This is a genomic window from Marinibacterium profundimaris (assembly GCF_002210095.1).
In the GTDB taxonomy this organism is placed as follows: Bacteria; Pseudomonadota; Alphaproteobacteria; order Rhodobacterales; family Rhodobacteraceae; genus Marinibacterium; species Marinibacterium profundimaris.
The window spans coordinates 517,324-543,838 of record NZ_AQQR01000003.1; the positions used below are offsets into that span (position 1 = coordinate 517,324).

Here is a 26,515-nt window from a genome sequence, read left to right on the forward strand (position 1 = left end):
TTCCGGATAGTCTCTGCTCAGCCCGCCTTGGCCGCGGGAACCGGCGGTGCCACCGCCTCGGCCACGCGGTCCGAGAACGGACAGGCGACGCTGTGGGTCTCGTTGATCGGCTCCAGCGGCATGCGCTGCTGCGAACAGACTGGCTGTTCGATCGGGCATCGGCCCGACAGCCGGCAGGCCGGGGGCGGATCCACGGGGGTCGAGATTTCGCCCGCCAGCCGCAGCCTCTCGCGTTTCACGCCATAGCGCGCGACGGGGGCGGCGGACATCAGCGCGCGGGTATAGGGATGGCGCGGATTGTCGAAGATCTCGGCCGTGGGGCCGCGTTCGACGATCTGGCCCAGGTACATCACCGCCACCTCGTCGGCGACATGGCGCACCACCTGCAGGTCGTGGCTGATGAAGAGGTAGGCCAGGTTCAGCTCGCGCTGGATGCGTTTGAGCAGATCGAGGATTTGCCCCCGCACCGACACGTCGAGCGAGGCGGTGGGTTCGTCCAGCAGCACCACCTCGGGGTTGATCGAGATTGCGCGGGCGATGCCGATCCGCTGCCTCTGGCCGCCGCTAAGCTCGTGCGGGTAGCGAGCCAGATGCTCCTCACCCAGCCCCACCAGCGTGACCAGTTCGGACAGCCGCGCGTTGCGTTCGTCCTGGGTCATCGAGAGGTGCAGCTTCAGCGGCTCTTCCAGCACCTTGCGCACCGTCATCCGCGGATTGAGCGAAGCGTTTGGATCCTGGAAGACCATCTGCAACGTGCGGTACATCGTGGCCATGCGCACCGGGTTCAGCGGCCGGACGGAATTGCCGTGGACGACGACATCGCCGTCCGTCGGCTCCAACAGCCGTACGATGCACCGGGCCACGGTGGACTTGCCGGAGCCGCTTTCGCCCACCAGCGCCAGGGTCCGGCCCGGCTGCAGGTCGAAATCAACCCCGTCGATCGCATGCAGCTTGCGGCCGCCGCCGACGGGAAAGAGCTTCTTCAGGCCGCGGACCTGGACGATCGGGTAATTCGCGGGATAGGTCTTCATGCGCTGTACTCGGTGAGCAGGCTCGCGGCCAGCAGTTTGCGCGTGTAGGCATCCTGCGGTGCGGTGAAGATCTGCTCGGTCGTGCCGGTCTCGACGACGCAGCCCTTGTTCATGACGACCACGTGGTCGCAGGTTTCGGCCACCACGCCCAGGTCATGGGTGATCAGGCAGACCGTCAGGCCCCGGCTTTGCGCAAGATCCACGATCAGCTCCATGATGTCGGCCTGCGTGGTCACGTCGAGCCCGGTGGTGGGCTCGTCCAGGATCAGCAGTTCGGGCGTGCAGATCAGCGCGGCCATGGCGATCATCGCGCGTTGCGCCATCCCGCCCGAGAATTCGTGCGGATATTGACGGGCGCGACGTTCCGGTTCCGGAATATGCACCTGGCGGAGCGCGTCGACGGCCTTGTCCATCGCCGCTGCCCGGCTGCCGCCATTGTGCAGCATCCAGGTGTCGGCCAGCTGGCGGCCAATGGAGAACACCGGGTTCAGCGCGGCGCGCGCGTCCTGGAAGACCATGCTGATCCGGCTGCCGCGAATGTCGCGCAGGCCCCTGGCGTCGAGGTTCAGCATCTCGGTGCCGTCGAACCGGATCGAGCCGGTCCGGTGCCGGAAGGTCGGCGCCTGCAGGCCCAGCACCGCAAGCGCGGTGATGGACTTGCCGCTGCCCGTTTCGCCCACCACGGCCGTCATGGCGCCGCGCGGCAGGCAATAGCCGACATCATGCAGCACCTGATTGTACTCCCCGGCGGGCGACATGAAGCCCCCCGAGAAATTTTCGATCTCCAGAATGGCGTCACTCATGTGCGCCTCCGCGGGTCGAAGAGGTCCGAGAGCGCGTCGCCCAGCATGTAGAAGGCGCCGGTCATGCCGAGGATCGCGATGCCGGGGAACATGGAGACCCACCATTCGCCGGTCATCACGCCATCCTGGCCGCGGGCGATCATGTTGCCCCATTCCGGGTCATCCGGGCTGAGCCCGATGCCGAGAAAGCCGAGGCTGGCGATGATCAGCACCGAGAAGGCGGCATTGACCGAGGTGAAGGCCAGCAGCGGGCCCATGGAATTGGGCAGCAGGTGCTTGAACGCCACGGCGATGGGCCGGTTGCCGACAAGACGCGCGGCCTCGGCGAATTGCCATTCGCGGCGGGACCGGACCTCGGCCCGCGCAAGGCGCAGGTAATCCGGCATGCCGACAAAGGACAGCACGGCGATCACGTTCACCACCCCTGCCCCGACGGCCTGAACGATCAGCATGGCGAAGAGGAGGCCGGGGAAGGCCTGGAAGATTTCGACCATCCGCATGATGGCGGTGTCGATGGCGCCGCCGTAATAGCCGGCGATGGTGCCAAGGATCGTGCCGATGGTCAGCGCGATGGCAACGGCGGCCAGGCAGATACCCAGGTCATAGCGCGTGCCCACCATCAGCCGCGACAGCAGATCGGTGCCCAGCCGGTCGGTGCCCAGCGGAAATTCCCAGGTCGGTGCCGAATAGCTTGGCCCGGCGCCGGGCATGAAAGGGTCATGAGGGGTCCAGAAGAAGGACAGCACCGCGACACCGGCATAAAACAACAGCAGCCCGGCGCCGAGCTTCATCGTCAGGGAATGGCGGCGGCGCGGGCGGCGGCGGGGCGGCGCGACGACGGCCGCGCTTTCGATATCGATCGGCCGAGAGGTCAACAGGCGATCCCCGCCCGGGCTTCACGACGGCTCTGCGCAACCGCAGGGCGGCTGGCAACGGGTGCGCGGCGCGACTGGTGCATCTCGATCATCCTTTCACGAGTGGTCTTCCTGGGCCGCATGGCGGCGCCCCGGCGGGCATCCGGCGCGGCGGCCTGTTCTCGGAGCTAGCCACGTCCAAAATGTCCGGCAAGCCCGCGCACAGCGGATTTGGTGAATTTCATGAAATTGATATTGCCTTTGACGCAAAATTGCGCAATTCGTCTTCGCACGGGGTCCCTGATGAGTTCTATTTGATCGCATCGCGAATTGATCGCATCCCACATCCCCACAGATCGCGAATTCTGATCGGCCGTGTCCGGCGCTGAAAACCCGCGTGTCCCCCAAAAGTATGATTGCCTGTTCGGGGCACTGAACCGCAGCATCGGACCCCGGGACACCCTCCTCCCGCCCGAAACGGCATTCACCGGAAACTCCTGACGCGGCCAATTGAATTGCGCCCGCCCGATGGGAATTTTCAAATTGAGAACCGGCCGGGCCAATCCCAATGAATTCTACATCGAGAAAGGGAAAAACCATTGCCGATGAAGAAAAGCGCAACCCCCTGGACCGCCCTCAGGGGCCTGGTCGCCGCGCTGAGCCTCCTGCCCCTGGCGGGCGTGGTCCAGGCGCAGGATACAAAGCCCCTTGTCCGGGCGGTCGCGGCTGATTTCAACAGCATCGACCCGGCCGACACGCGCAGCGCCCAGGACCAGGACCTGGTGCTGAACCTCTACGACAAGCTCGTGTCGATGAAGATGCACGAACGGCCCGACGGCGCCTATGACGGCGACCCGATGGAGGTCATCCCCAACCTCGCCTCATCCTGGGAGGTAGACGGCCCCGTCGTGACCTTCCACCTGCGCGACGACGTGACCTTCCACGCGACCGGCAACCCGATGACGGCCGACGATGTGGTCTACTCGTTCACGCGCCTGGTCGAGATCCCGGCCAACGGCAAGAACCAGGCCAGCGTGGCCGGCATCTACACCGCCGACCAGATCGAGAAGATCGATGATTACACCGTCCAGATCACCCACCTGGATGGTCCGGACGGCGACCCGGCCGAGGTGGCCGTGCGCCTGACCTCGTACAAGTTCCTGCAATTCGGCATCATCGATTCCGTCGAGGCGAAATCGCACGCGACCGAGGACGACCCGTGGTCGCGCGAGTGGCTGCAGAAGAATGTCGCGTCGGCCGGCCCCTACTACATCTCGGATCACACAACGAACCAGGAGATCGTTCTGACGGCCGTCCCGGACCGCGACTGGGGCCCGCAATCGAACTTTGACACCATCATCCTGCGGATCACCGGAGACGCCGACGTCGTGTCGCTGGTCAAGGGCGGCGTCGTCGACTACGCCGGCGAAGGCCTGACCGGCCGCCAGTATTCCGCCCTGGAATCAGCGGGCTTCCCGGTATTGCACGGCCCCACACCGAACATCCTGCGGATGTCCATGGCCGTCGACAAACCGCCGTTCGACAACCAGACGGTGCGCCAGGCCATGATCTATGCCACGCCGATCGACCAGATCATCAACGTCGCACTGGGCGGCCGCGGCTTTGCCTCGGACTGCTTCTACAACCCCAACGACGCGACCTGTAACGGCAGCTTCGGCGAGATGTACAGCTACGACCTCGAAAAGGCGGCAGAGCTGCTCAAGGACGCCGGTGTCGAGGACCTGGAATTTGACCTGTGGTATTCGAACTCGTTGCCCTACAACGATGACGTGGCGATCCTGATCAAGTCCTCGATGGCCCAGATCGGTGTGACCGCGAACCTCAAGGCGACGCCGGAAGTCCAGCTCAAGACCGCCGTCCGCGACCGGACCTACCGCGAGAACGAGACCATGTCGGGCATGTACCTGCACGAGGCGACCTTCTGGCTGCCCGACCCGGTGACCCAGACCAATTGCTGCATCGTCAGCTGGTCCGACATCGGCGGCAGCGGCAACTGGTCCCGCTACGACGATCCCGAGATCGACGACTGGCACTACACCTACCGCAACTCGGGTGACCAGGCGGCGCGGACTGAAGCCTACCACAAGATCCAGGATCGCCTGGCCGAGGCCGCGGCAAACCAGATCCCGCTCGTGGTGATGGGCCGCACCGTGGCCACCAGCAAACGGATCGCCGGGGTGACCTTCACCCAGGAACCCTATGCCCGGTACACCTACCTCAAGCTGGCCGACACCAATTAAGCCAGCGCCGGGCGGCCTTTTCTCCCCGGGGGCCGTCCGGACTTTTGGACATGACCGGCACGGACAAATCACCATTTCCAAATCCACAGCCCGATCTTGGAAAGATTCGCATTACGCCGGATTTCAAATTTACTTTTGAACCACTTCAATGATCTGAAACGAGGGTCAATTGGCGCATTATTAATAATCACGCAGCAAAATTCCCCAAACTTAAATATACGCCCATATATGCCGCTCTTGCGCGGCCCCGCACTGCGGGATCCACTAAACACGACTGCCATGCCCCGCATCGCAGTTGAAAAGGAGAAACGGGAATTGACGACCGATCCATTCCATCTTGGCTGGTTCCAGAATAACACCTACGGCGTCCACGGCTGGAATGTACCCTGGGGCGGAAACACCGCCCGCGACTGGGCCAATCCGCAGCTTCAGATCGATCTGGCCCAGGCTGTCGACCGGGCCTGTTTCGATTTCCTGCTGATGGAGGATTCCGCCTTTGTGCCGGACAACTACGGCGCGTCGATGGATTTCTACCTCAAACGCGCCATGCGGGCGCCGAAGAACGATCCGCTGCCGCTGGTGCCGCTGCTGCACCAGGCGACGAAGAACGTGGGCATCGTGCCGACGATCTCTACCTCCTTCTACCCGCCCTTCCTGCTGGCCCGCCTGATCGCCACGCTGGACTTGATGTCGGACGGGCGCGTCGGCTGCAACTTCGTGACCTCGACGGCGGCGCGCGCGGCGCAGAACTTCGGCCTGAAGGAGCATATCGAACACGACGCGCGCTACCGGATGGCGGATGAATTCGTCGACGTGGTCAAGCAGCTGTGGGACAGCTGGGACGAGGACGCGATCGTGGCCGATGCCGAGAACGCCATGTTCGTCGATCCGTGCAAGGTCCGCCCGATCGAGTTCGAGGGCGAGTTCTTTTCCTCGCGCGGCCCGCTCAATACCGCCCGCCCCCCGCAGGGCCACCCGGTACTGGTGCAGGCCGGAGGCTCTCCGCAGGGCCGGGCTTTTGCCTCGAAACACATGGATGTCATCCTGGCCGCCGTCGGCACCGTGGAAGAGATGAAATCCTTTCGCGACGATGTTCGCGCGCGGGTCGCGTCTCACGGGCGCGATCCGGACAGCTGCAAGGTCCTGTTCCAGTTCACGCCCATCGTCGCAGAAACCGACGCCCAGGCGCAGGAGATCTGCGAGGCGCGGCGCAAGGCAGCCGATCCGAAGGTGATGCTGGCCGGGCTGGGCAGCCTCTTCGACATCGACTTCTCGACCATCGACGTGGAGGAACCGCTGGCCGAGATGACAACCAACGGCCAGCAGGGCACGTTCAAGCGCTTCATGTCCATGGGCAGCAACCTGCGCGAGATCGCCGAGAACTTCCGTTTCGGCCTGGACGACGTGCACGGATCGCCCGAAACCGTCGCCTCGAAGATGGAGGAGATGATGCAGGAGGTCGGTGGCGACGGGTTCCTCGTCACCGGCAACCTGACCCGCCGCTACCTGGCCGAGATCACCGATGGCCTCGTGCCGGTGCTGCAGAAACGCGGGCTGACGCGCAAGGGCTACAGCCACGCGCAGTTCCGCCACAACCTGCTCGAATTCTGACCCAACCCCCGGAGTCACTCCCATGGCAATGCTGCGCCTGATCCTCAAACGGATCCTCTGGATCATCCCGGTCGCCTTCGGTGTGGTCACGATCACCTTCTTCACCGCCCGCCTCTTCAACGGCGACCCGACCGAGCTTTATGCCCCGCCCGAAGCCAATGCCGAGTTGCTGGAGATGATCCGGCAGGACCTCGGCCTCGCCGATCCGCTGATCGTGCAATACCTCCGCTATCTCGGCGAGCTGCTGCGCTTCGACCTCGGCACCTCGTTTTCCACCGGGAACCCGGTGATGGCCGATCTGATGAACCGCCTGCCTGCGACGCTTGAGCTCGGCATGCTCGGGCTTGCGATGGCCATCCTCTTCGGCGTGCCGCTGGGCGTGCTTGCCGCGGTGAAACGCGAGAAGCTGCCGGACTTCCTGGTCCGGATCATCGCGCTGATTGGCATGTCGATCCCGCAATTTTGGATCGGCCTCGTGCTGCTCTTTATCTTCTTCGTTCAGCTGCAATGGCTCCCGGGCCCGGTCGGCCGCCTGCCGCTTTGGGTCGAGGCGCCGCCGCGCGTGACCGGCTTCATGCTGATCGACACGCTGCTTGACGGCGATCCGGCGAAGTTTCTGGAAGCCCTGCGCGCGCTGGTCCTGCCCTCGATCACCCTGGCGCTGTGTACGCTGGCACCGATCGCGCGGGTGACCCGGTCGACCATGGTCGAGGCGCTGCAAAGCGACTACGTCCGCACCGCCTATGCCATGGGCCATCCCGATCGCGTGATCTGGTTCCGCTACTGCCTGCGCAATGCGCTGCTGCCGATCATCACTCTGATCGGCGGCATCATCGGCTTCGTCTTCGGCGGCGCCGTGTTGATCGAGGCGATCTTCGGCTGGCCCGGCGTCGGGCAATATGCGTTGCAGGCGATCCAGCAATCGGATTTCATCGCCCTGCAGGGCTTCGTGATCTACGCCTCGCTGCTTTACGTGCTGGCCTTCCTTGCGGTGGATATTCTCTACCTGTTCATCGACCCCCGGATGCGTCCGTCGTAAAACCGGCGGACCAGGGAAAGGAAGACCATGTCACTCGACAGGATCATCACGAACGCGCGGCTCGAAGGTCAGGCGGGCCGCATCGACATCGGCATCAGCGGCGGGCGCATCGCAGCGATCGAACCGGAGATCATGGCCGAGGCACCGCGTTTCGACGCCGGAGGCGCGCTCGCCTTCCCCGGCTTCGTCGACAGCCATGTCCACCTGGACAAGGCCTGCATCCTCGACCGCTGCACGATCTGCGAAGGCACACTGCAAGAGGCGATCTCGGCCACTGCCGCGGCCAAGGCCGGGTTCACCGTGGAGGACATTTATGCCCGGGGGCAGCGTGTACTGGAAAAGGCGATCCTGCACGGCACCAACCGGATGCGCACCTTTGCCGAGGTCGATCCCCGTGCCGGCACCCGCTGCTTCGAGGCGCTGACCGCGCTGAAGGCGGATTACGCCTATGCCATCGACCTGGAGATCTGCGCCTTCGCCCAGGAAGGGCTGACGCAGGAGATGCAGACCTACGACATGCTCGACCGGGCGCTGGCCGATGGCGCGGACCTTGTCGGGGGTTGCCCCTATGCCGATCCGGATCCGGAGCGGCACGTGGCGCTGATATTCGACCTGGCCGAAAGGCACGGGGTGCGGGTCGATTTCCACCTGGATTTCGATCTCGACCCCAGCGGCTCGGCCATCCCCGCCGTCCTGCGCGAGACCGATGCCCGCGGCTATGGCGCTCGCGTCTCCATCGGCCATGTCTCGAAGCTCTCGGCCCTGCCCCCGGCCGAGGCCGCCGCCATCGGGCGCAGGCTGGCCGAGGCGGGCGTGGCGCTGACGGTGCTGCCGGCGACCGACCTGTTCCTGATGGGCCGTGCAGCCGATCACCTCGTGCCGCGCGGCGTGGCCCCCGCCAACCTGCTGCGGGCCCAGGGCGTGACGACGACGGTGGCCACCAACAACGTGCTGAACCCGTTCACCCCTTTCGGTGATGCCTCGCTCGGGCGGATGGCGAACCTCTTCGCCAATGTCGCCCAGCTGGCCCGGGACGAGGATCTCGCCGCCGCCTTCGCCATGGTCAGCTCCGACGCCGCCCGGCTGATGGGGATCGACGACTTCGGCCTCTCTACCGGTGGCGCTGCCGACATCGTGCTGATCGACGCGCCCGACCGGGCTTCAGCCGTGCGCGAGATCGCCCCGGTGATTGCGGGCTGGAAATCCGGCCGGCAGACCTTTGAACGCCCCCGCGCGCGGCTGTTGAAGGGCTAGCCGCGCAGCACGTCGGGATTGGGTTCCAGCAGCATCCGCATCGCGGCGGACCGGCTGCCGACGCCCAGCTTGTCGAAGGACCGCATCAGGTGCGTCTTCACCGTGGCCGGCGCAATGCCTAGGGCCACGGCGATGTCATGGTTCGCCGCGCCGTCCGCGATCAGCGTCACCACCTCGCGTTCGCGCGGCGACAGGCCAAAGCGGTGTGACAATTTGCGGTCGACGTAGCGGCGCCGGATCGCCGGATTGTAGATCAGGTCACGCTCCAGGTAGGTCTGGATCGCATCGGCCACATGGGTGGTTTCCGGGTCTACCGGCGGATCGTCATGCGCCTTCATCACCCCAATCCCGATCATCGGCGCGTCGGCGTCGCTGAGCACCATGGTCATTGCATCCGAGAACCCGGCGTCCTCCATGAACCTGGTGTAGCGCGAGGCCACGTGGTTCACCGTCTGCTTGAGATAGGCAATGCGCGAGCCGCGCTTGACCACGCGGTCGACCCCGATCGGATCCTCCCAACCGTGCTCGGCATCGTATCCGGGGAAGAAGTCACCGCGAAATCCGCGATGTGCGATGGGCGTCCCGAGCGGCCTGTCGATCCAGTAGATGACCGCGGCCGAGGCCTTCAGCGACTGGCGCATCAGGTCAAGCACACCGGTCAGCCTGTCGGTCGCACTGTCATGAGCTGTCATATCTGTCATCTGGCGCGTGTTCTTTCCGCTGAGAGAAGCAACAGGCGCATCCCGGCGCCCATGACGCTCAGCAGATGCCTTGAAACGTCAAAATCTCAAGGAAATCCAACTTGCCGTCGATCACAATGATACCGAACGCCAATGATTGAAGCACAAGGCTGCGCCGTTGTCCGCGATAGCAACAGGGCCAGTTCGGGATTGTCGGGTGACGGGACGCACAGCGCTGGACCGGCGCCGGACCATTCCGAAGAGTGTCCGATGTTTGGGCATGAATTGCAGCAGACAATGACATGAGGGCTGCTTTCTCCTTTCCTCCCCGCCCTGTCCCCCAAAAGATGGATTGCGCTCAAAGACCCGGTCACGCGACATCTTGATCAACATGACGCGGCAATTCGTTTCCTCCCGTGCAAGTCGCAGACAGGGACGGAACGAAAGCTATTCGCTTGGCGCCGGGAATTTCCACGGAAATCAAATCGGGACACCACATTATCGACATATCCAAACCGAAACAGGAAACAGGCAGTGCGCAAAGATCCACGTCCGGCGCTTTCCCGCGGCCGCCGGGCCGTCCCGCCGACCCAAGCCGCATGACCCCACCCAGCCTAAAAAGTACTGTGAAAACGGCGTACCGTGCACCTGGAATCTCGCGCGTTCGGGCCAGGACCACTGGACGATGGATACCCATACGCGCCGGTTCCTGCCGAGGGTCTGCCGGTCCAGAAGGACCCCATTGCAATATCGGTACGGAAACACCGAAAGGCTTCAAGCCGGGCCTGTCCGGAAATGCGCTCTTGAATCCGGATTCCACGATATCCGACCCCATTTCCTCTATCTCCCCAACCTCATCAATTCGAAATCTCATGAATCCAGTCCGGTCCCAGCCGGTCCGGTGATCCGAAATATTCAGGAGTAAAAAGACGACATGACATGCCCTCAGTTTCACCTTGGCTGGTTTCTCGGCAACAGCTACGGCGTCCATGGCTGGCTTGACCAATGGGGCGGAGGAACGGCCCGGAACTGGTCGGATCCGGCGCTGCACATGGACCTCGCCCGGGCCATCGACCGGGCGTGCTTCGACTTCGTATTGCTGGAAGATTCGAGCTTTGTCCCCGACAATTATGGAAGTTCAATGGACTTCTATCTCAAGCGCGCCAGCCGCGCGCCAAAGAACGATCCATTGCCGTTGGTGCCGCTGATGCTGCAGGCCAGCAAACACGTGGGCATAGTTCCCACGATCTCCACGTCCTTCTACCCGCCCTACCTTCTCGCCCGTCTGATGGCCACGCTGGACCTGATGTCGGACGGCCGCGTGGGCTGCAATTTCGTGACATCGACGGCCAACCGGGCGGCGCAGAATTTCGGGCTGAACGACCACATCGAACACCACACCCGCTACGAGATGGCCGACGAATTCGTCGAGGTCGTCAAGCAGCTTTGGGACAGCTGGGAAGAGGACGCGATCGTCGCCGATGCCGCGGGCCAGACCTTTGTCGATCCCTGCAAGGTCAGGCCGATCGAATTCGAAGGCAAGTTCTTCTCCTCCCGCGGTCCGCTCAACACCGCGCGGCCGCCGCAGGGGCACCCGGTGCTGGTGCAGGCCGGCGGTTCGCCCCAGGGCCGGGCCTTTGCCTCAAGGCACATGGACGTGGTCATGGCCGCCGTTTCGACCGTGGAGGAAATGAAATCCTTCCGCGACGACATCCGCGCCCGCGTCGCCGCAAACGGCCGTGACCCGGACAAGACCAAGATCGTTTTCCAGTTCGTGCCGATCGTCGCCGAAAGCGACACGCAGGCGCAGGAGATCCTGGAGGCTCGCCGTGCCGCCAAGGATCCGGCCGAGATCCTGGCCGCGATGGGCTCGCTCTTCGACATCGATTTCTCGGTCTTCGACCTGGACGAGCCGCTCTCCGAGATGTCGACCAACGGCCAGCAGGGCACCTTCAAGCGGTTCATGTCCATGGGCCGAACGCTGCGCGAGATCGCCAACTCCTTCCACTTCGCGGTCGACGACGTGGCGGGCACGCCCGACACCGTGGCCGGCAAGATGCAGGAGATGATGGAAGAGGTGGGCGGCGACGGTTTCCTGATCGCCGGCAACCTGAACCGGCGTTACATCGCCGAGATCACAGATGGGCTTGTCCCGGCGTTGCAGAAACGCGGCTTGGTCCGGACCGGCTTCAGCAACGCCCAGTTCCGCGAGAACCTGCTGGAGTTCTGAGGCCCGGCCGCACAGCCGGCACTTGCAGCCGGGGGTGCCCCACAAGCGGCGCCGAACCCGATCGCGACGGCATCGAGGTCAGCGGATAGACTCATCTGGTTCGACACGGCTGTCCGGCAGCGCTGGGGCGAGGCTGACGGTGTCGCAACAAGAGGCTGGCCGCGCACCCTCCTCAACCGGGACGGTCGACAGCACCGTCGCCCCCAACCCCGCCAAGCGATCTGGCCCGAGGCCGCCCGGCGGCATAGGGTCGTCTTCATGCGCCCGACCACAGCATGGAGATACCGATGCAGCTGAAATGGTCCTACCTGCCTCCGCTGATGGTCTATTTCGCCGCCGGCGTCTCTGGACTGACCTCGGTCGTGGGCGCGTTCTTCCTGAAGGATTACCTCGACCTCTCGGCGGCCTTCGTGGCGAGCCTGTCGTTCTGGGCCGGGTTGCCGTGGATCATGAAGATGCCCATGGGCCATATCGTCGATCTGTTCTGGCGCTGGAAAGCGGTGCTGATCCTGTTCGGCGCGGGGCTCATCACAGGCTCGCTTCTGATCATGTACGGCGTCGTTTCGCGCCCGGCCGAGATGCGGGAGATGCTTTCGCTAGAGACCTGGTACGTGATCGCGTTGCTGCTGGCGCCGACGGGCTACGCCATCCAGGACGTGGTGGCCGATGCGATGACCGTCGAGGCGGTGCCACAGGCCGACACGGACGGGCGACGCTTCACCCCAGACGAGGCAAAATCGCATCACACGACGATGCAGACGCTGGGCCGCTTCGCCATCATATCGGGCCTGGCCTTCGTCGCCGCCGTGAACATCTTCGTCTTCAACGACACCGAAGACATGGCCCGCGAGGCCCGGCTGGCGCTTTATGGGCGGATCTACCTTATCGCACTGGCAATCCCGGTGATCTCGGTCAGCGGCACGGTGCTGCACGGGATCCTGCTGCGCGCCCGCGCCCGGCGGGGCCAGCCCGTGCAGCGCGACAAGGAAGAGACGGAGGTGAACTGGCAGATCCTCGGCGGCGGCATCGCCTTCGTGATCCTCAGCATCGGGCTCGGCACATCGGGCCTCGCATTGGCGCAGGAGCTGGTGTTCCTCGCCTCCTTCACCGTGATCCTCTATCTGGTATCGCGCCTCCTGAAAGAGCTGGAGCCCGACGCCGCGCGCGTTCTGGTCGGCACCGCGACGGTCATCTTCGTCTTCCGCGCCGTGCCCCTGCCCGGTCCCGGGCTGACCTGGTTCGAGATCGACGAGCTCGGCTTCGACGAACGCTTCCTCGCGATCCTGTCGCTGATCACCTCGGGGCTGGCGCTGGTCGGGCTGATCGTGCTGCGCCCGCTGATGGCCAGCCGGTCCATCGCCCGTATCGTCGCGTTGCTGACGGTGGCCTCGGGGTTCCTGTCGCTGCCGAACCTGGCGCTGTATTACGGGGTGCAGGACTGGACGGCGGCCCATACCGGCGGCATCGTGGACGCGCGCTTTATCGCGATCCTGGACACGGCAATCGAATCCCCGCTGGGCCAGATCGCAATGGTCCCCATGCTGGCCTGGATTGCGCGCAACGCGCCCGACCACCTGAAGGCGACCTTCTTCGCGGTGATGGCATCCTTCACCAACATGGCGCTCTCCGCCAGCAGCCTGGGGACGAAATACCTCAACCAGCTTTTCCTCGTGACGCGCGAAGCCGTCGATCCCGCGACCGGAGAGCAGGTGTCGACCGCGGATTACTCGCAGCTTGGCTGGCTGCTGATCACCACCGCGGTCATCGGCGTCGTGGCCCCCCTGCTGACGATCCTCTTCATACAGAACTCCCGCTTCCGCACCACCGAGTGATCCGCGCTCCTTCGAGTCCTCCGGCAAGTCGCGCAACAGGGTCAATGGCATATCGCACGTCCCGCGGCCCTCCGGCAGGGCACAGGCGATGCGTGTCAGACACAAATAGTACCAAAAAGATACCGGTTGAACGGGGCGGTCCTTTTTGCAATGCTGCGCTTCATCAACGACGGGATGGCGCCGGGCAGAGTGGCGCGGAAAGGCACATGTGAAGGTTCTCATCTTTCGCTCTCGCGAGCGGGCGGTTGTCCGTGCGGCTGGGGAAATCGTGCAGCAGCTGCAGGCGCGGCCAGCCTCGGTTCTGGGGCTTGCGACCGGGGGCACAATGGACCCGGTCTATGCCGCGCTGATCGCGGCGGCGCGCGATGGACAGGTCGCGTTCGACCGGGCGACGATGTTCAACCTTGACGAATACGTCGGCGTCCCCCCGGACCATCCCCGCAGCTACGAACATTACATGCGCACGCATTTCTTCGATGCGCTGAACCTGCCCGACCGTACCTGGCGCCTGCCCCGCGGCGATGCGCCGGATCCGGCGGCCGAGGCCGAGGCCTACGAGGCGCGCATCGCCGAGGCCGGCGGCATCGACCTGCAGCTTCTGGGGATCGGCGCCAACGGGCATATCGGCTTCAACGAGCCCAGCTCATCGCTGTCGTCCCGCACCCGGGTCAAGACCCTGCACCGGCGCACCCGGGACGACAACGCGCGCTTCTTCGGACCCGACGAGGTGGTGCCGACGACGGCCATCACCATGGGCATCGCCACGATCCTAGACAGCCGCCATGCGCTGCTGCTGGCCACCGGCGCAGCCAAGGCACAGGCCGTGGCCGCCATGATCGAAGGTCCGGTCAGCGCCCGCTGCCCGGCCTCGGCGCTGCAGCTGCACCGCCACGCGACGGTGGTGCTGGACGAAGACGCCGCCCAGGCGCTGGAGCTGCGCGACTATTACGACACCGTCCACCCCGACGGAGAGGACGGGCAGATGCCCGCCATGCGCATCCCCGGGCTGGAGCCGCAGGCATGACCGGGGGTGCCGGCGGGACATTCGAGGCAGAGCTGATCCTCTGCGTCGACGGCGGCGGCACCTCGACCCGGGCACGGCTTTACAGCGCTTCCGGCGACCGGCTGGCCGAGGCCCGGGCCGGATCCTGCAACGTCTCCACGGATCCGCTGGAATCCGCGGCCAGTGTCGCGGAGGCCTGGCAGCACTGCGCGGCGTCCATCGCGCATGACCCCGCCCAGCTCGGAGCGGTGCGCAGCGTCATCGGCGCCGCCGGCACCCTGCCCCCGAAAAGCCGGGCCGCCTTCGAGGCTGCGCTGCCCGCCTTCGCCAGCTGCGAGATCGTGACCGACGGATATGCCGCCCTGATCGGCGCCGGCGGCGGACGGCCCGGCGGGCTGCTGATCGCCGGCACCGGCGCGGTGGCCCACCGGCTGCTGGAAGACGGCCGCTCGATCCGGCGCGACGGCTTCGGCTGGGCCGGCGGCGACCGGGGCTCCGGCTTCTGGATCGGCCGCAAGGTGCTGCGCCACGGCGTCCGCACGCTCGAGGGGCTGGCCCCCGAAACCCTGCTGTCGCGCGTGCTGCTCGACCGGCTTGGCGGCTTCCAGGGCTACCAGGACATGGCCTCCAGCCTGCGGCCGGTCCATGTCGCCGGGCTCGCTCCACTGGCGCTGGAGGCGGCGGAGGCGGGCTGCCCCAGGGCCCGGCAGATCCTGAACGATGCCACCGGCCAGTTGGCGGAACTGGTCGGCCTGCTGGACCTGCCCAAGGACGCGCCGCTCTACTTCCAGGGCGGGCTGGCCGAGGCGCTGCGCGACGGGCTTGCGGAGCGGATCGGGCGCGGGTTTCAGACCTCCCAGGCCGATGCGGTCGAAGGCTGCCGCCTGATCGCCATGGGCCTGGCCCCGCGCGAGATCACGGCCGCCGTCGGATACCCGGACCCATCCCTGGTCCAGGACAGACCGGAGGCAGGCAAGCCATGACCACCGACACGCTGATCGCCTTTCTGACGTCCCGGATGGAAACCGCGTCGTCCGGCCTGCGCAGCGCCCAGCTGGCCCGCGCGATCGAAAGCGCGGTGCGCGAAGGCCACCTGATGCCCGGCGACGCGCTGCCCTCGGAACGCAAGCTTTGCGAACAGCTGACCGTCTCGCGCACCACCCTGCGCCGGGCGCTGGCGCTGCTGGAAGACAGCGGCGTGGTCGACCGGCGCCTGGGATCGGGCACCTTCATCACCCCGCGCGTCCTGTCGCCCAAGGCGCCGCTCACGGGGTTTACACAGGACATGCAGAGCCGGGGCATGACGCCGGTGAACCGCGTGCTCTCGAAACAGGTCGGTGCGATTCATCCCGACGAAAGCTTCAACCTCGGGCTCGCGCCCGGTTCGCGCGTGATGCGGCTGGAACGGCTGCGCGCGACCGAGGAATCGATCCTCTGCCTGGAGCACGCGGTTGTTCCGCTGTCCACGGTCGGCGCGGATTTCGACCCGTCCGGATCGCTTTATGCCGCGATGGAGGCCAACGGTATGCGCCCGGTGAAGGTCGTGCAACGCTACGGCGCCACGCTGGCCACGCCCGAGATGGCCCGCCATCTGGAAGTGCCCGTCGATTCGGCCCTGATGGTGCTGCACCGCCTGGGCTTCGCCTCGGACGACAGGGCGGTCGAATTCACCCGGTCCTATTTCAAGGGCGACCGCTTCTACATCTCAACCGAACTGGACATCTGATGACCGACGCACAGGCCGCCGAGGGCCATATTCTCACGCCCAATGGCTGGGTCGACGGCCGTGTCCTCTTTGACGGCACGCGGATCAGGGCGCTGGAGGGCCGGAAGCTGGCGACGGGCGAGACGCCAAAGGCGCCGTTCGTGCTGCCCGGTTTCATCGATCCGCATGTTCATGGCGGCGGCGGCAAGGATTGTCTCGAAAGCGTCGATGCCGTGCGCACCATGGTGCGCTTCCATGGCGAGAACGGCACGGTCGCGATCCTGCCCACCACCTCTACCTCGACCGCGCCGGTGATCGAGGGCACGCTGGACAACATCGCCGGTGCCATGGCCGCCCCCCAGCCGGGCGAGGCCGAGATCCGCGGCGCCCATCTCGAAGGGCCCTTCATCAATCCGCGCCGGCTTGGCGCACAGGATCCGCCGATGGACGGCGACGTCGAACTGGCCGCGAAATGGGCCGCGATGGTGCCGCTGCGCGTCGCTACGGTCGCGCCCGAAATCCCCGGCGGCATGGATGTCGCGAAGCTGCTGGCCGCCGGTGGCACCCGCGTCCAGATCGGCCATTCCGAGGCAGATCTGGACACGATCGACGCCGCCTTCGCCAACGGCTACACCGGGTTCACCCATCTCTTCAATGCCATGTCGCCAGTCGATCACAAGGCCCCCGGCGTTGCCTCCTGGGCGCTGGCCCATGCCACCCATGCCGAGATCGTCGGCGACCTGCGCCACGTGAAGCCCGCCACGCTGCTGGCGGCGGTCCGCGCGATCCCGCAGATCTATGCCATCACAGATGCCGTGGGCGTGGCCGGGCTGCCGGACGGAGAGATCACGACCCGCGGCGGCCGGCGCACCGTGGTCAAGAACGGGCTGGACATCCACCTTAAGGACCACCCCGAGACCCGCGCCGGCAGTGCCGCGACCATGATCAAGGTGTTCCAGTCCCTTCTGTGGCTGGGCCTGCCGATCGAGCTTGTCTCGGCCATGACCTCGACCCGGACGGCGGATTACCTGGGCTTCTCCGATCTCGGCCGCATCATGCCCGGCCAGACCGCCTCGCTTGTCGTGCTCGATGCCGCCCACACGCTCACGCAGGTCTTCGTCAGGGGCCGCCCGATCCTGTGATTTTCCGTGCACCGGGTGGCCCGGCCCTAAATTGGTCACCTTTTGGAACCTTATCGGTTGATAATTGGCGCTATCTGGGCTGAGATCGGCATACAAGAAATTCCATCAGGGAACCGAATCCGATGAAACACCACCGTCTCCCCGCCATCTCCGTCATGGCGCTCCTTGCCGCGGCCGGACCGGCCCTGGCCCAGGACGTGGCCGAACTGACCATCGAGAGCTGGCGCAACGACGACCTGCTGATCTGGCGCAACGAGATCCTGCCGGCCTTCAACGACGCGCATCCCGACATCAATGTCACCTTCGCGCCGACCGTCTCGACGCAGTACAACGCCTCGCTCAACGCCAAGCTCGACAGCGGCACAGCCGGTGACATCATCACCTGCCGGCCCTTCGACCTGTCGCTGTCGATGTTCCAGCGCGGCCAGCTGGCCGACCTGACCGACCTCGAGGGGATGGAGAACTTCTCCGACCTCGCCAAGGTCGCCTGGTCCACCGATGACGGCGGCTCGACCTTCTGCGTGCCGATGGCTTCGGTTCTGCACGGCTTCATCTACAACAAGGACGCCTTCGCCGAGCTTGGCCTGGAAACGCCGACCACGATCGACGAATTCTGGGCGGTGGCCGACGCGATCAAGGAAGATGGCAGCTACATCCCGATGACCATCGGCGTGGCCGATGAATGGGGCACTGCCTCGATGGGCTACCAGAATATCGGCCCGACCTATTACAAGGGTGAAGAGGGACGCCTGGCCGTGATCGAGGGCACCGAGGCGCTGACCGATGACGCCTGGGTCGACCCGTACCGCGTGCTGGCCCGCTGGGCCGATTACCTTGGGCCCGGTTACTCGGCCCAGTCCTATGCCGACAGCCAGAACATGTTCACCCTGGGCCGCGCCGCCATGTTCCCCGGCGGCTCCTGGGAGACCGCGCCGTTCGAAGGCCAGGGCGCCTTCTTTGAAATGGGCGCCTTCCCGCCCCCTCGCCTGAGTGCGGACGAGCCCTGCTATGTCACCGACCACCCGGACATCGCGCTTGGCATGAACGCGGCGACCGAGCATCCCGAGGCGGTGAAGACCTTCCTCAACTGGGTCGCCTCGGATGAATTCGCGCAGCTCTACGCCACGAACCTGCCGGGCTTCTTCCCGCTGGCCGATGCCGAGGTGACCGTCGACAACCCGCTGGCGCAGGACTTCCTGGCCATGCGCAGCGAATGCGAGACCACGATCCGCCCCTTCTACCAGATCCTGTCGCGGGGCGATCAAAGCCTGGAAGAACTGAACAAGGTCGTCTCGGCCGCCGTCATCGCCGGCTCGGAAACCCCGGAAGGCGCGGCAGAGCGCATGCAGTCGGCGCTGGCCGACTGGTACGAGCCGCAGCAGAACTGATCCGGACGGATCCCTGACACCAACCGGCGCCGCCCCCCGGCGGGGCCGGTTTCGCAGAAGATTTGGATGCAAGATGGCGACCACCGATCACACCGCGCCAGTGGCCACCGGGAAACGCCCGCGGCGCTGGCATATTCCCCTGCTGCTGGCCCCGGCGGCCATCGTCTACACGCTGGTCATGATCTGGCCTCTGGTCGACAGCCTCCGCCTGTCCTTCTTCGACGAGGGCGCGCCGGGCGAACGGATCTTCGTGGGCCTGCAGAACTACCGCGCGCTGTTCGGCAGCGACCTGTGGTGGGGCCAGTTCTGGAACGCGCTGGTCAACAACTTCGAATTCTTCGCGATCCACATGCTGGTGCAGAACCCGATCGGGATCGCGCTGGCCGCGATCCTGTCCTTGCCGGCCCTGCGCGGCAAGACGGTCTACCGCACCATCTTCTTCATTCCCGCCGTACTCTCCTATGTCATCGTGGGCTTCGTCTGGCGGCTGATCCTGTCGCCCACCTGGGGCATCGCGCCGGATCTTCTGGACCGCATCGGGCTGGGCTTCCTCTACCAGCCCTGGCTGGGACAGACCGACACCGCGCTCATCACCCTGTCGCTGATCTCGGTCTGGCAGTTCATCGGCATCCCGATGATGCTGATCTATGCCGCCCTCCTGTCGATCCCGGACGAGCTGATCGAAGCCGCCGAATGCGACGGGATCACCGGGGTCGCGCAGTTCTTCAAGATCAAGCTGCCGCTGCTCTGGCCGTCGATCGGGATCATCTCGATCCTGACCTTCGTGGGCAATTTCAACGCCTTCGACCTGGTCTACGTCACCCAGGGGCCCTTTGCGGCGCCGGATGGCTCGACCGACCTGCTGGGCACCTTCCTGTTCCGGACCTTCTTCGGCTCGACCTCGCAGCTGGGCGATCCCTACATGGGGGCCACCATCGCGACGGCCATGTTCGGCATCATCGTCATCGGCGTTCTGCTGTATCTCTTCGGGATCCAGCGCCGCCTGACCTACTACCAGATGTAAGGGCTGCGCATGTTCCGGACCTCCGCCCGCCAGAACCCGCTGCGCTCGAGTGCGCTGCATCTTGTGCTGATCGTCTACACGCTGATCTGCGTGGCCCCGATCCTGCTGATCATCATGAACTCCTTCAAGTCGCGCCGCGGCATCTTCGGTGCCCCACTGGAGTTTCCCCGGGGCGAGACCTTCTCGCTTGAAGGCTACGAGACGGTGTTCACCATCGGGAACTTCCCGCTTTACTTCCAGAACAGCCTGATCGTCACCATCGTCTCGCTTCTGCTGACCGTTGTTTTCGGCGCCATGGCCGCCTTCGCCCTGTCCGAGTACCGCTATCGCGGGCGCGAGATCCTGACGCTGTACATGATCCTCGGCCTGATGGTGCCGATCCGGCTGGGCACGGTGGGCATCCTGAACATGATGGCCGCTGCCGGGATCTCGAACACGCTGACCGCGCTGATCCTGGTCTATACAGCGCAGCACCTGCCGCTGGCGATCTTCGTGATGTCCGAACTGATGCGCCAGGTGTCGGACGACCTGAAGAATGCGGCGCGGATCGACGGGCTGTCGGAATACCGGATCCTGTTCCGGCTGGTCATGCCGGTGATGCGCCCCGCCATCGCCACCATCGCCGTCTTCACCATGATCCCGATCTGGAACGACCTGTGGTTTCCGCTGGTCCTCGCCCCCTCGGAAGAGACGCGGACCGTCACGCTGGGCGCGCAGTTCTTCATCGGCCAGTTCGTCACCAACTGGAGCGCGGTTCTCGCCGCCCTGTCGCTGGCGATCATCCCGATGCTGGTGCTCTACATGCTGTTCTCGCGCCAGATCATTCGCGGCATCACCTCGGGGGCCGTGAAATGATGACCCGGTCGTCCCACCACCCCATCCATGACGGAGACCTCTGATGGGCGAACTCGCCTTCCGCAACATCACCAAGCGCTTCGACAAGACCGAAGTGCTGCGCCACATCGACTTTCAGATCGAGGACGGGGAATTCGTGGTGATCGTCGGCCCCTCGGGCTGCGGCAAGTCCACCCTGCTGCGCATCGCCGCCGGGCTGGAGGACCAGTCCGAGGGCCAGGTGATCATCGGCGGCACGGATGTCTCGCTGGCGCCGCCCGCGAAACGCGCCATCGCCATGGTGTTCCAGTCCTACGCGCTTTACCCGCACCTGACGGTCGAAGGGAACATGAGCCTTGGCCTGAAACAGGCCCGCACGCCGAAGGATGTCATCAAGGAGCGCATCGCCGAGGCCACGCGGATCCTGGCGCTGGAACCCTATCTGAAGCGCAAGCCCGGCCAGCTGTCGGGCGGGCAGCGCCAGCGGGTCGCCATCGGCCGCGCGATCTCGCGCCATCCGCAGGTGTTCCTGTTCGACGAGCCGCTGTCGAACCTTGACGCCGCGTTGCGCGACCAGGTCCGGATGGAGATCGCCGACTTGCACCGCCGTCTTGGCGCCACGATGCTGTATGTGACCCACGACCAGGTCGAGGCGATGACGCTGGCCGACCGGATCGTCGTCATGCACGATGGCGTGGTCCAGCAGATCGGCACGCCGCGCGAGCTTTACAAGACGCCTGCCAACACCTTCGTCGCCGGCTTCATCGGCTCGCCCCGGATGAACATGTTCCAGGGCCAGGCCAACAGCGGCGTGATCCGGGCGCCGGGCCTTCCGCCCCTGCCGCTGCCCGAAGGCACGGCGCTTTCCGGTCCCGTCACCGTCGGCCTGCGCGCCAACGGGCTGGATCTGCACCCCGCGCCGGGCGCCGGCGCGGACACGTCGGAGGTCGTCGATATCGATTACCTCGGCAACGTCTGCTACCTGCGCCTCACGCTCCCGGATGACGCCACCATGGTGGTCGAGCAGCGCCCGGATCATCCGTTCTCGCTTGGCGATCACGTGACGGTCACGGTGCAGCCGGAGGAGGTGCACCTTTTCGATCCCGAGGGTCTGCGGATCTAGGCCACACCCCGGCCCGGTCCGCCTTGCGCCCCTTCTCCTGGCGGCCACGCGATGTCATCATGACCGGCGGCACCCGGCCCGTGCCCCGACCCCAAGGACGACGACATGACCGCAGATGACATCCCCGCCCCCTTCGCCGGGCTCGAGGTCGGCTTCGACCTGCCGGCCCTGCCCGGCATGGATATCTCTCAGGTGCAGACGCCCTGCCTCGTGCTCGACCTCGATGCGCTGGAGCGCAACATCCGCAAGATGGGCGACTTCAAACTCGCCCACGGGATGCGGCACCGGGCCCATGGCAAGATGCACAAATCCGTCGACGTGCTGAAGCTGCAGCAGCGGCTGGGCGGCGTCGACGGCGTCTGCTGCCAGAAGGTCAGCGAGGCCGAGGTCTTCGCCCGCGGCGGCATCACCGACATCCTCGTGTCCAACCAGGTGCGCGACCCGGCCAAGATCGACCGCCTGGCGCGCATGCCAAAGCTGGGCGCCGATGTCAGCGTCTGCATTGACGCGCTGTCCAATGTCGCCGACCTCTCAGAGGCCGCCACCCGCCATGGCACGACGCTGGGCGCGCTGGTCGAAATCGACTGCGGCGCCCGCCGCTGCGGCGTGGAGACCCCCGCCGAGGCGGTAGAGATCGCCCGCGCCATCGCCGCAACGCCCGGCCTGCGCTACGAGGGGATCCAGGCCTACCAGGGCGAGATGCAGCACCTGCCCACCCCGGCCGAGCGGCAGGCCGCCTTCGACATCGTCCTCGCCCAGGTGAGGCGGACCATCGCCGCGCTGACGGAGGCCGGGCTCGCCCCAGAGACCGTCACCGGCGGCGGCACCGGCAGCTACCGGTTCGAGGCCGCCTCGGGCGTCTATACAGAGCTGCAATGCGGGTCTTATGCCTTCATGGATGCCGATTACGGGCGGATCCTCGACGACACCGGCGGGCGGTTCGACCAGGGCGAATGGGACAACGCGCTTTTTATCCTCACCAGCATCATGAGCCACGCCAAGCCCGACCGGGCGGTCTGTGACGCGGGGCTGAAGGCGCAGGCGGTCGACAGCGGACTGCCGGTGGTTCACGGGCGGACGGATGTCACCTACATCCATTGCTCGGACGAACACGGCGTGCTGACCGACCCCGGCGGCGTTCTGAAGATCAACGAAAGGCTCAGGCTGATCCCGGGCCATTGCGATCCAACCTGCAACCTGCACGACTGGTATGTGGGGGTTCGGGACGGCAAGGTCGAAACCCTCTGGCCGGTCAGCGCGCGCGGCAAGGGGTACTGACCGAAAAGGTTCGGCAGCCCCGTCTTTCCATCGCAATGCGCTCGGGACCGGGGGGAACCCAGCCGGCCGGGTGCCCGGACCTGCGGCTCATTGCGCCTCGCTCCGGCAGCCGCCACCGGACAGTTGCTGTAGAGACATCCCTGGACCTCCGGCACTCCGACCACCGCCATCGCAACGCCCCCGTCACAACGCCTCTGTCGCAATTCGCTTAGCCGCGCTGTGGTTCTGTGGCACCATCCTCCCGAGGCAGGAAGACGCAGGCCCGAGCAGTCTGCACTTCAGGGAGGAGATGAAGATGAACCTGAGACCCGATCCCACATTCCACGCCACACCAAGACTTGCCATGGAGGCCCCGGCGGAAACGCTTGCCTTCACGCTGATGCTCAGCCCCGACGGGTCCCAACCCGACGGGCTGGCGGTGGTCGACGTTGACCCGAAATCCAAGAGCTACGGAGAGATCGTCCACCAGGTGATCATGCCCAACAAGGGCGACGAGTTTCACCATTTCGGCTGGAACGCCTGTTCGTCTTCGCTCTCACCCCTGTCGGGCCACGCTTTCCTCGAGCGGCGCTACCTGATCATTCCCGGGATCCGGTCGTCGCGGATCTACGTGATCGACGTGAAAGACCCGCTGAAGGCAAAGATCCACAAGATCATCGAACCCGAGGAGGTCTTTGCCAAGACCGGCTATTCCCGTCCCCATACGATCCACTGCGGCCCCGAAGGCATCTATGTCTCGACCCTGGGCGGCGGCGGGGCGGACGGGACCGACGGGCCTCCGGGCATCTTCATCATGGATTGCGAGACCTTCGACATCCTCGGCCGCTACGAGATGGACCGTGGCGAGCAGGACAAGCACTATGATTTCTGGTGGAACCTGCCGCGCGACTACATGGTCAGTTCGGAATGGGGCCTGCCGCCGCAGTTCGAGAACGGGATCGTGGCCGAGGACCTGTTGTCGAACAAATACGGGCACAAGATCCATTTTTGGAAGCTGCGCGAACGCCGCAACGTGCAGACCATCGATCTGGGCGAGAACCACCAGATGGCACTTGAAATCCGGCCGGCGCACGACCCGTCGAAGGATTATGGCTTCTGCGGGGTTGTGGTGGACACGACCAACCTGCAGGGGTCGATCTTTACCTGGTGGCGCAAGGACGATGGCACCTTCGAGGCGAAGAAGACCCTGACCATCGACCCGCGCCCCGAAAAGCCCGAGAACCTGCCACCCCTGCTGCAGGGCTTCGAGGCGGTGCCGCCGCTGGTCACGGATATCGACCTCAGCCTCGATGACCGGTTCCTCTATGTCGCCTGCTGGGGGCTTGGCGAGATGCATCAATACGATGTCTCGGACCCGATGGCCCCGAAGCTGACCGGCAAGGTGGAGCTGGGCGGGATCGCGCGGAACACGCCCCATCCGAACGGCAAGCCCTTCGCCTACGGGCCGCAGATGGTCGAGATCAGCCGCGACGGCAAACGGGTCTACTGGACCAACTCGCTATATTCCACGTGGGACGACCAGTTCTATCCCGATGACGAGGGCGGGCAGATGGTCATGGCCAATGTCGGAGAAAATGGCGGGCTGGAGCTGGACAAGGACTTCTACGTCTCCTTTCCCAAAGGCTACCGCAGCCACCAGATCCGGCTCGAGGGCGGCGACTGCTCTACCGACAGTTTCTGCTATCCCTCCGTCTGAGCATGGATGCAGCGAACGGCGCAGCGGCCCTCTGGGGGGCCGTTGTCGCGTCCGGGATCTACCACGGGCTGAACCCGGGGATGGGGTGGCCGCTGGCGGTGTCGGCCGCGTTGATGGACCGGTCTCCGCGCAGTCTGCTGCGCGCGCTGCTGGCGCTGGCGGCGGGGCATCTTCTGGCGATGGTGGTGATCCTGTTTCCCTTCACCGCGCTTCTGGTGCTGGCCGAACGGCAGAGAGAGATCCAGCTTGCCGCCTCGGTGCTGGTGATCGCGCTGGGTGTCTACCTGCTGATCAACCGCCGCCATCCCCGGTTCCTGTCCCGTGTGCCGCCCAGCCGGCTGGGGCTCTGGTCCTTCCTTGCGGCGCTGGCGCATGGCGCGGCTCTGATGCTTGTGCCGATCTACCTTGGCATCTGCCGGACCATTGAAACCGATGCGGGCCACGCGGCCGCAGCCGACCTGATGACGCGCAACACCGGTGTGGCGGCCATGGTGGCGGTCATCCACACCCTCGCCATGGCCGGATCGGGCGGGCTTGTGGCGTTTGGTGTCTACCGCTGGCTGGGGTTGAAATTCCTGTCAAAAAGCTGGTTCAACCTCGATCTCGTCTGGGCGCTCAGCCTGGTGCTTGTGGGCGTGATCTCGCTTTTCGCCGCGCTCTGACGGGGCGCAGGACCGGCGAGGCCCGGCCCGTCACCCCAACCCCGTCAGCCCCAGGGCCCGGACGGATCGGACGACCCCGAAGACCTGCGCGGCACACGCGGCACCGAGGACGACCGCTCGCGGATCTCCGGCCGAGCCTGGCGCGTTTCGCGCCGCGCAGCCGGCATCGAGGCGGCGAGCTCGCGCAGGGCCGCCACGCGGTTCGCCGTCGACGGGTGCGTCGCGAACAGGCTGTCGCGGGCATGGGCATGCAGCGGGTTGATGATGAACATATGCGCCGTGGCCGGGTTGCGCTCGGCGGTGTCGTTGTCGATCCGCGACGCCCCGGCCTGGATCCGCTCCAGCGCCGTGGCCAGCCACAGCGGCTGGCCGCAGATCTCGGCCCCCGCCTTGTCGGCGGCATATTCCCGGGTCCGGCTGATCGCCATCTGCACCAGCGCCGCCGCCATCGGCGCAAGGAACATCATCGCCAGCGAGGCGACAATCCCCGGGCCCTCGTCCCGGCGTCCGCCGAAGAACAGCGCGAAATTCGCCAGCATGGTGATCGCACCGGCAAAGGTCGCCGTCACCGTCATGATCGCGGTGTCGTGGTTGCGGATATGCGCCAGCTCATGCGCGACCACGCCGGCCAGCTCCTCGCGCGAAAGCGCCCGCATCAGGCCGGTGGTCACCGCGACGGCGGCGTTCTGCGGGTTGCGCCCCGTGGCAAAGGCGTTGGGCTGCGGCGTATCAATAACATAGACCTTCGGCATCGGCAGGTTGGCGTTGCGGGCCAGCTCTGACACCATCTTGGTCAGCCCGGCCGGATCGTTCATCGCCACGGGCTGCGCGTTGTGCATCCGCAGCACCATCTTGTCGGAATTCCACCAGGTGAAGACGTTCATCACCGCCGCCGCCACCAGGGCAAAGATCATGCCCCCGCTGCCGGCCAGCATGTATCCGATCCCCATGAACAAAGCCGTCATCGCGGCCATCAGCATGGCAGTTTTCAGGTAACCCATCGCTCACATCGTCCAAATGCTATCGTTGCGACAGATATAGGATGCATTGCGCGCCCAACAATCC

At 65.5% G+C, this 26,515-nt stretch carries 23 protein-coding genes; 18 read left to right on the forward strand and 5 right to left on the reverse strand.

The genetic code is table 11. The annotated features are described in order from the left end of the window. Positions 1-17: 17 nt before the first annotated feature. Genes ATO3_RS10465 through ATO3_RS10475 form a run of 3 tightly spaced genes read right to left on the reverse strand, consistent with a single transcriptional unit; the run spans position 18 to position 2,709 of the window. Complete coding sequence (locus ATO3_RS10465) at positions 18-1,031, reverse strand: ABC transporter ATP-binding protein (RefSeq protein WP_088649781.1); 1,014 nt, start codon at positions 1,029-1,031, stop codon at positions 18-20. Then, a complete protein-coding gene (locus tag ATO3_RS10470; protein WP_158217942.1) occupies positions 1,028-1,834 on the reverse strand; it encodes an ATP-binding cassette domain-containing protein in 807 nt (268 codons plus the stop codon). The genes ATO3_RS10465 and ATO3_RS10470 overlap by 4 nt, the downstream gene beginning before the upstream one ends. After that, positions 1,831-2,709: an ABC transporter permease gene (locus ATO3_RS10475; RefSeq protein ID WP_088649783.1), complete on the reverse strand. Its 879-nt coding sequence runs from the start codon at positions 2,707-2,709 to the stop codon at positions 1,831-1,833. The genes ATO3_RS10470 and ATO3_RS10475 overlap by 4 nt, the downstream gene beginning before the upstream one ends. 77 nt (positions 2,710-2,786) lie before the next feature. Between ATO3_RS10475 and ATO3_RS28470 the strand changes: the two genes are divergently transcribed. The 5 genes from ATO3_RS28470 (at position 2,787) to ATO3_RS10495 (ending at position 8,853) form a co-directional block, all read left to right on the forward strand. Then, the gene (locus tag ATO3_RS28470; protein WP_143747258.1) at positions 2,787-3,077 is read left to right on the forward strand and encodes a hypothetical protein; all 291 of its coding nucleotides are present in this window, start codon (positions 2,787-2,789) and stop codon (positions 3,075-3,077) included. Between the two features lie 216 nt (positions 3,078-3,293). After that, positions 3,294-4,949, forward strand: coding sequence for an ABC transporter substrate-binding protein (locus tag ATO3_RS10480; RefSeq protein WP_088649784.1), 1,656 nt, complete (start codon positions 3,294-3,296; stop codon positions 4,947-4,949). A gap of 315 nt (positions 4,950-5,264) precedes the next feature. Then, positions 5,265-6,560 (forward strand): NtaA/DmoA family FMN-dependent monooxygenase, encoded by a 1,296-nt coding sequence (locus ATO3_RS10485; RefSeq protein WP_198963248.1) that lies wholly within the window; start codon positions 5,265-5,267, stop codon positions 6,558-6,560. 22 nt (positions 6,561-6,582) lie between these two features. After that, the gene (locus ATO3_RS10490) at positions 6,583-7,599 is read left to right on the forward strand and encodes an ABC transporter permease (protein WP_088649786.1); all 1,017 of its coding nucleotides are present in this window, start codon (positions 6,583-6,585) and stop codon (positions 7,597-7,599) included. A 27-nt stretch (positions 7,600-7,626) separates the two neighbouring features. Next, positions 7,627-8,853, forward strand: a complete 1,227-nt coding sequence (locus tag ATO3_RS10495; protein ID WP_088649787.1) for an amidohydrolase family protein — start codon at positions 7,627-7,629, stop codon at positions 8,851-8,853. Here the strand turns inward: ATO3_RS10495 and ATO3_RS29000 are convergent. Continuing rightward, a complete protein-coding gene (locus tag ATO3_RS29000; RefSeq protein WP_198963249.1) occupies positions 8,850-9,554 on the reverse strand; it encodes a helix-turn-helix transcriptional regulator in 705 nt (234 codons plus the stop codon). The two genes, ATO3_RS10495 and ATO3_RS29000, sit on opposite strands and share 4 nt — an antisense overlap. A 913-nt stretch (positions 9,555-10,467) precedes the next feature. Between ATO3_RS29000 and ATO3_RS10505 the strand changes: the two genes are divergently transcribed. The 13 genes from ATO3_RS10505 (at position 10,468) to ATO3_RS10565 (ending at position 25,450) form a co-directional block, all read left to right on the forward strand. After that, complete coding sequence (locus ATO3_RS10505) at positions 10,468-11,763, forward strand: NtaA/DmoA family FMN-dependent monooxygenase (protein ID WP_088649788.1); 1,296 nt, start codon at positions 10,468-10,470, stop codon at positions 11,761-11,763. Between the two features lie 287 nt (positions 11,764-12,050). Then, positions 12,051-13,595: an MFS transporter gene (locus ATO3_RS10510; RefSeq protein ID WP_233152097.1), complete on the forward strand. Its 1,545-nt coding sequence runs from the start codon at positions 12,051-12,053 to the stop codon at positions 13,593-13,595. Positions 13,596-13,803: 208 nt separating this feature from the next. Then, positions 13,804-14,619, forward strand: a complete 816-nt coding sequence (gene nagB, locus ATO3_RS10515; protein WP_088649790.1) for a glucosamine-6-phosphate deaminase — start codon at positions 13,804-13,806, stop codon at positions 14,617-14,619. Beyond that, entirely contained in the window at positions 14,616-15,581 is a 966-nt protein-coding gene (locus tag ATO3_RS10520) for a BadF/BadG/BcrA/BcrD ATPase family protein (protein ID WP_088649791.1), read from the forward strand. The genes nagB and ATO3_RS10520 overlap by 4 nt, the downstream gene beginning before the upstream one ends. Next, a complete protein-coding gene (locus ATO3_RS10525) occupies positions 15,578-16,324 on the forward strand; it encodes a GntR family transcriptional regulator (protein ID WP_088649792.1) in 747 nt (248 codons plus the stop codon). Before ATO3_RS10520 ends, ATO3_RS10525 begins: the two co-directional genes overlap by 4 nt. Next, positions 16,324-17,445 carry an N-acetylglucosamine-6-phosphate deacetylase gene (locus tag ATO3_RS10530; RefSeq protein WP_088649793.1) on the forward strand — a complete coding sequence of 374 codons (1,122 nt, stop codon included), beginning with the start codon at positions 16,324-16,326 and terminating at the stop codon, positions 17,443-17,445. Before ATO3_RS10525 ends, ATO3_RS10530 begins: the two co-directional genes overlap by 1 nt. A gap of 122 nt (positions 17,446-17,567) precedes the next feature. Next, complete coding sequence (locus ATO3_RS10535; protein WP_088649794.1) at positions 17,568-18,833, forward strand: ABC transporter substrate-binding protein; 1,266 nt, start codon at positions 17,568-17,570, stop codon at positions 18,831-18,833. A 73-nt stretch (positions 18,834-18,906) separates the two neighbouring features. Next, complete coding sequence (locus tag ATO3_RS10540) at positions 18,907-19,857, forward strand: carbohydrate ABC transporter permease (protein WP_088649795.1); 951 nt, start codon at positions 18,907-18,909, stop codon at positions 19,855-19,857. A gap of 9 nt (positions 19,858-19,866) precedes the next feature. Beyond that, entirely contained in the window at positions 19,867-20,712 is an 846-nt protein-coding gene (locus ATO3_RS10545; RefSeq protein ID WP_088649796.1) for a carbohydrate ABC transporter permease, read from the forward strand. Between the two features lie 43 nt (positions 20,713-20,755). Next, the gene (locus tag ATO3_RS10550; protein ID WP_088649797.1) at positions 20,756-21,814 is read left to right on the forward strand and encodes an ABC transporter ATP-binding protein; all 1,059 of its coding nucleotides are present in this window, start codon (positions 20,756-20,758) and stop codon (positions 21,812-21,814) included. Positions 21,815-21,919: 105 nt separating this feature from the next. Beyond that, a complete protein-coding gene (bhcC, locus tag ATO3_RS10555; protein WP_088649798.1) occupies positions 21,920-23,092 on the forward strand; it encodes a 3-hydroxy-D-aspartate aldolase BhcC in 1,173 nt (390 codons plus the stop codon). Between the two features lie 295 nt (positions 23,093-23,387). Further along, positions 23,388-24,788, forward strand: coding sequence for a selenium-binding protein SBP56-related protein (locus ATO3_RS10560; RefSeq protein ID WP_088649918.1), 1,401 nt, complete (start codon positions 23,388-23,390; stop codon positions 24,786-24,788). A gap of 2 nt (positions 24,789-24,790) precedes the next feature. Further along, entirely contained in the window at positions 24,791-25,450 is a 660-nt protein-coding gene (locus ATO3_RS10565; RefSeq protein WP_088649799.1) for a hypothetical protein, read from the forward strand. Between the two features lie 44 nt (positions 25,451-25,494). On the opposite strand, the gene htpX is transcribed toward ATO3_RS10565, so the two are convergent. Continuing rightward, entirely contained in the window at positions 25,495-26,451 is a 957-nt protein-coding gene (htpX, locus tag ATO3_RS10570) for a zinc metalloprotease HtpX (protein WP_088649800.1), read from the reverse strand. Between the last annotated feature and the right edge of the window lie 64 nt (positions 26,452-26,515).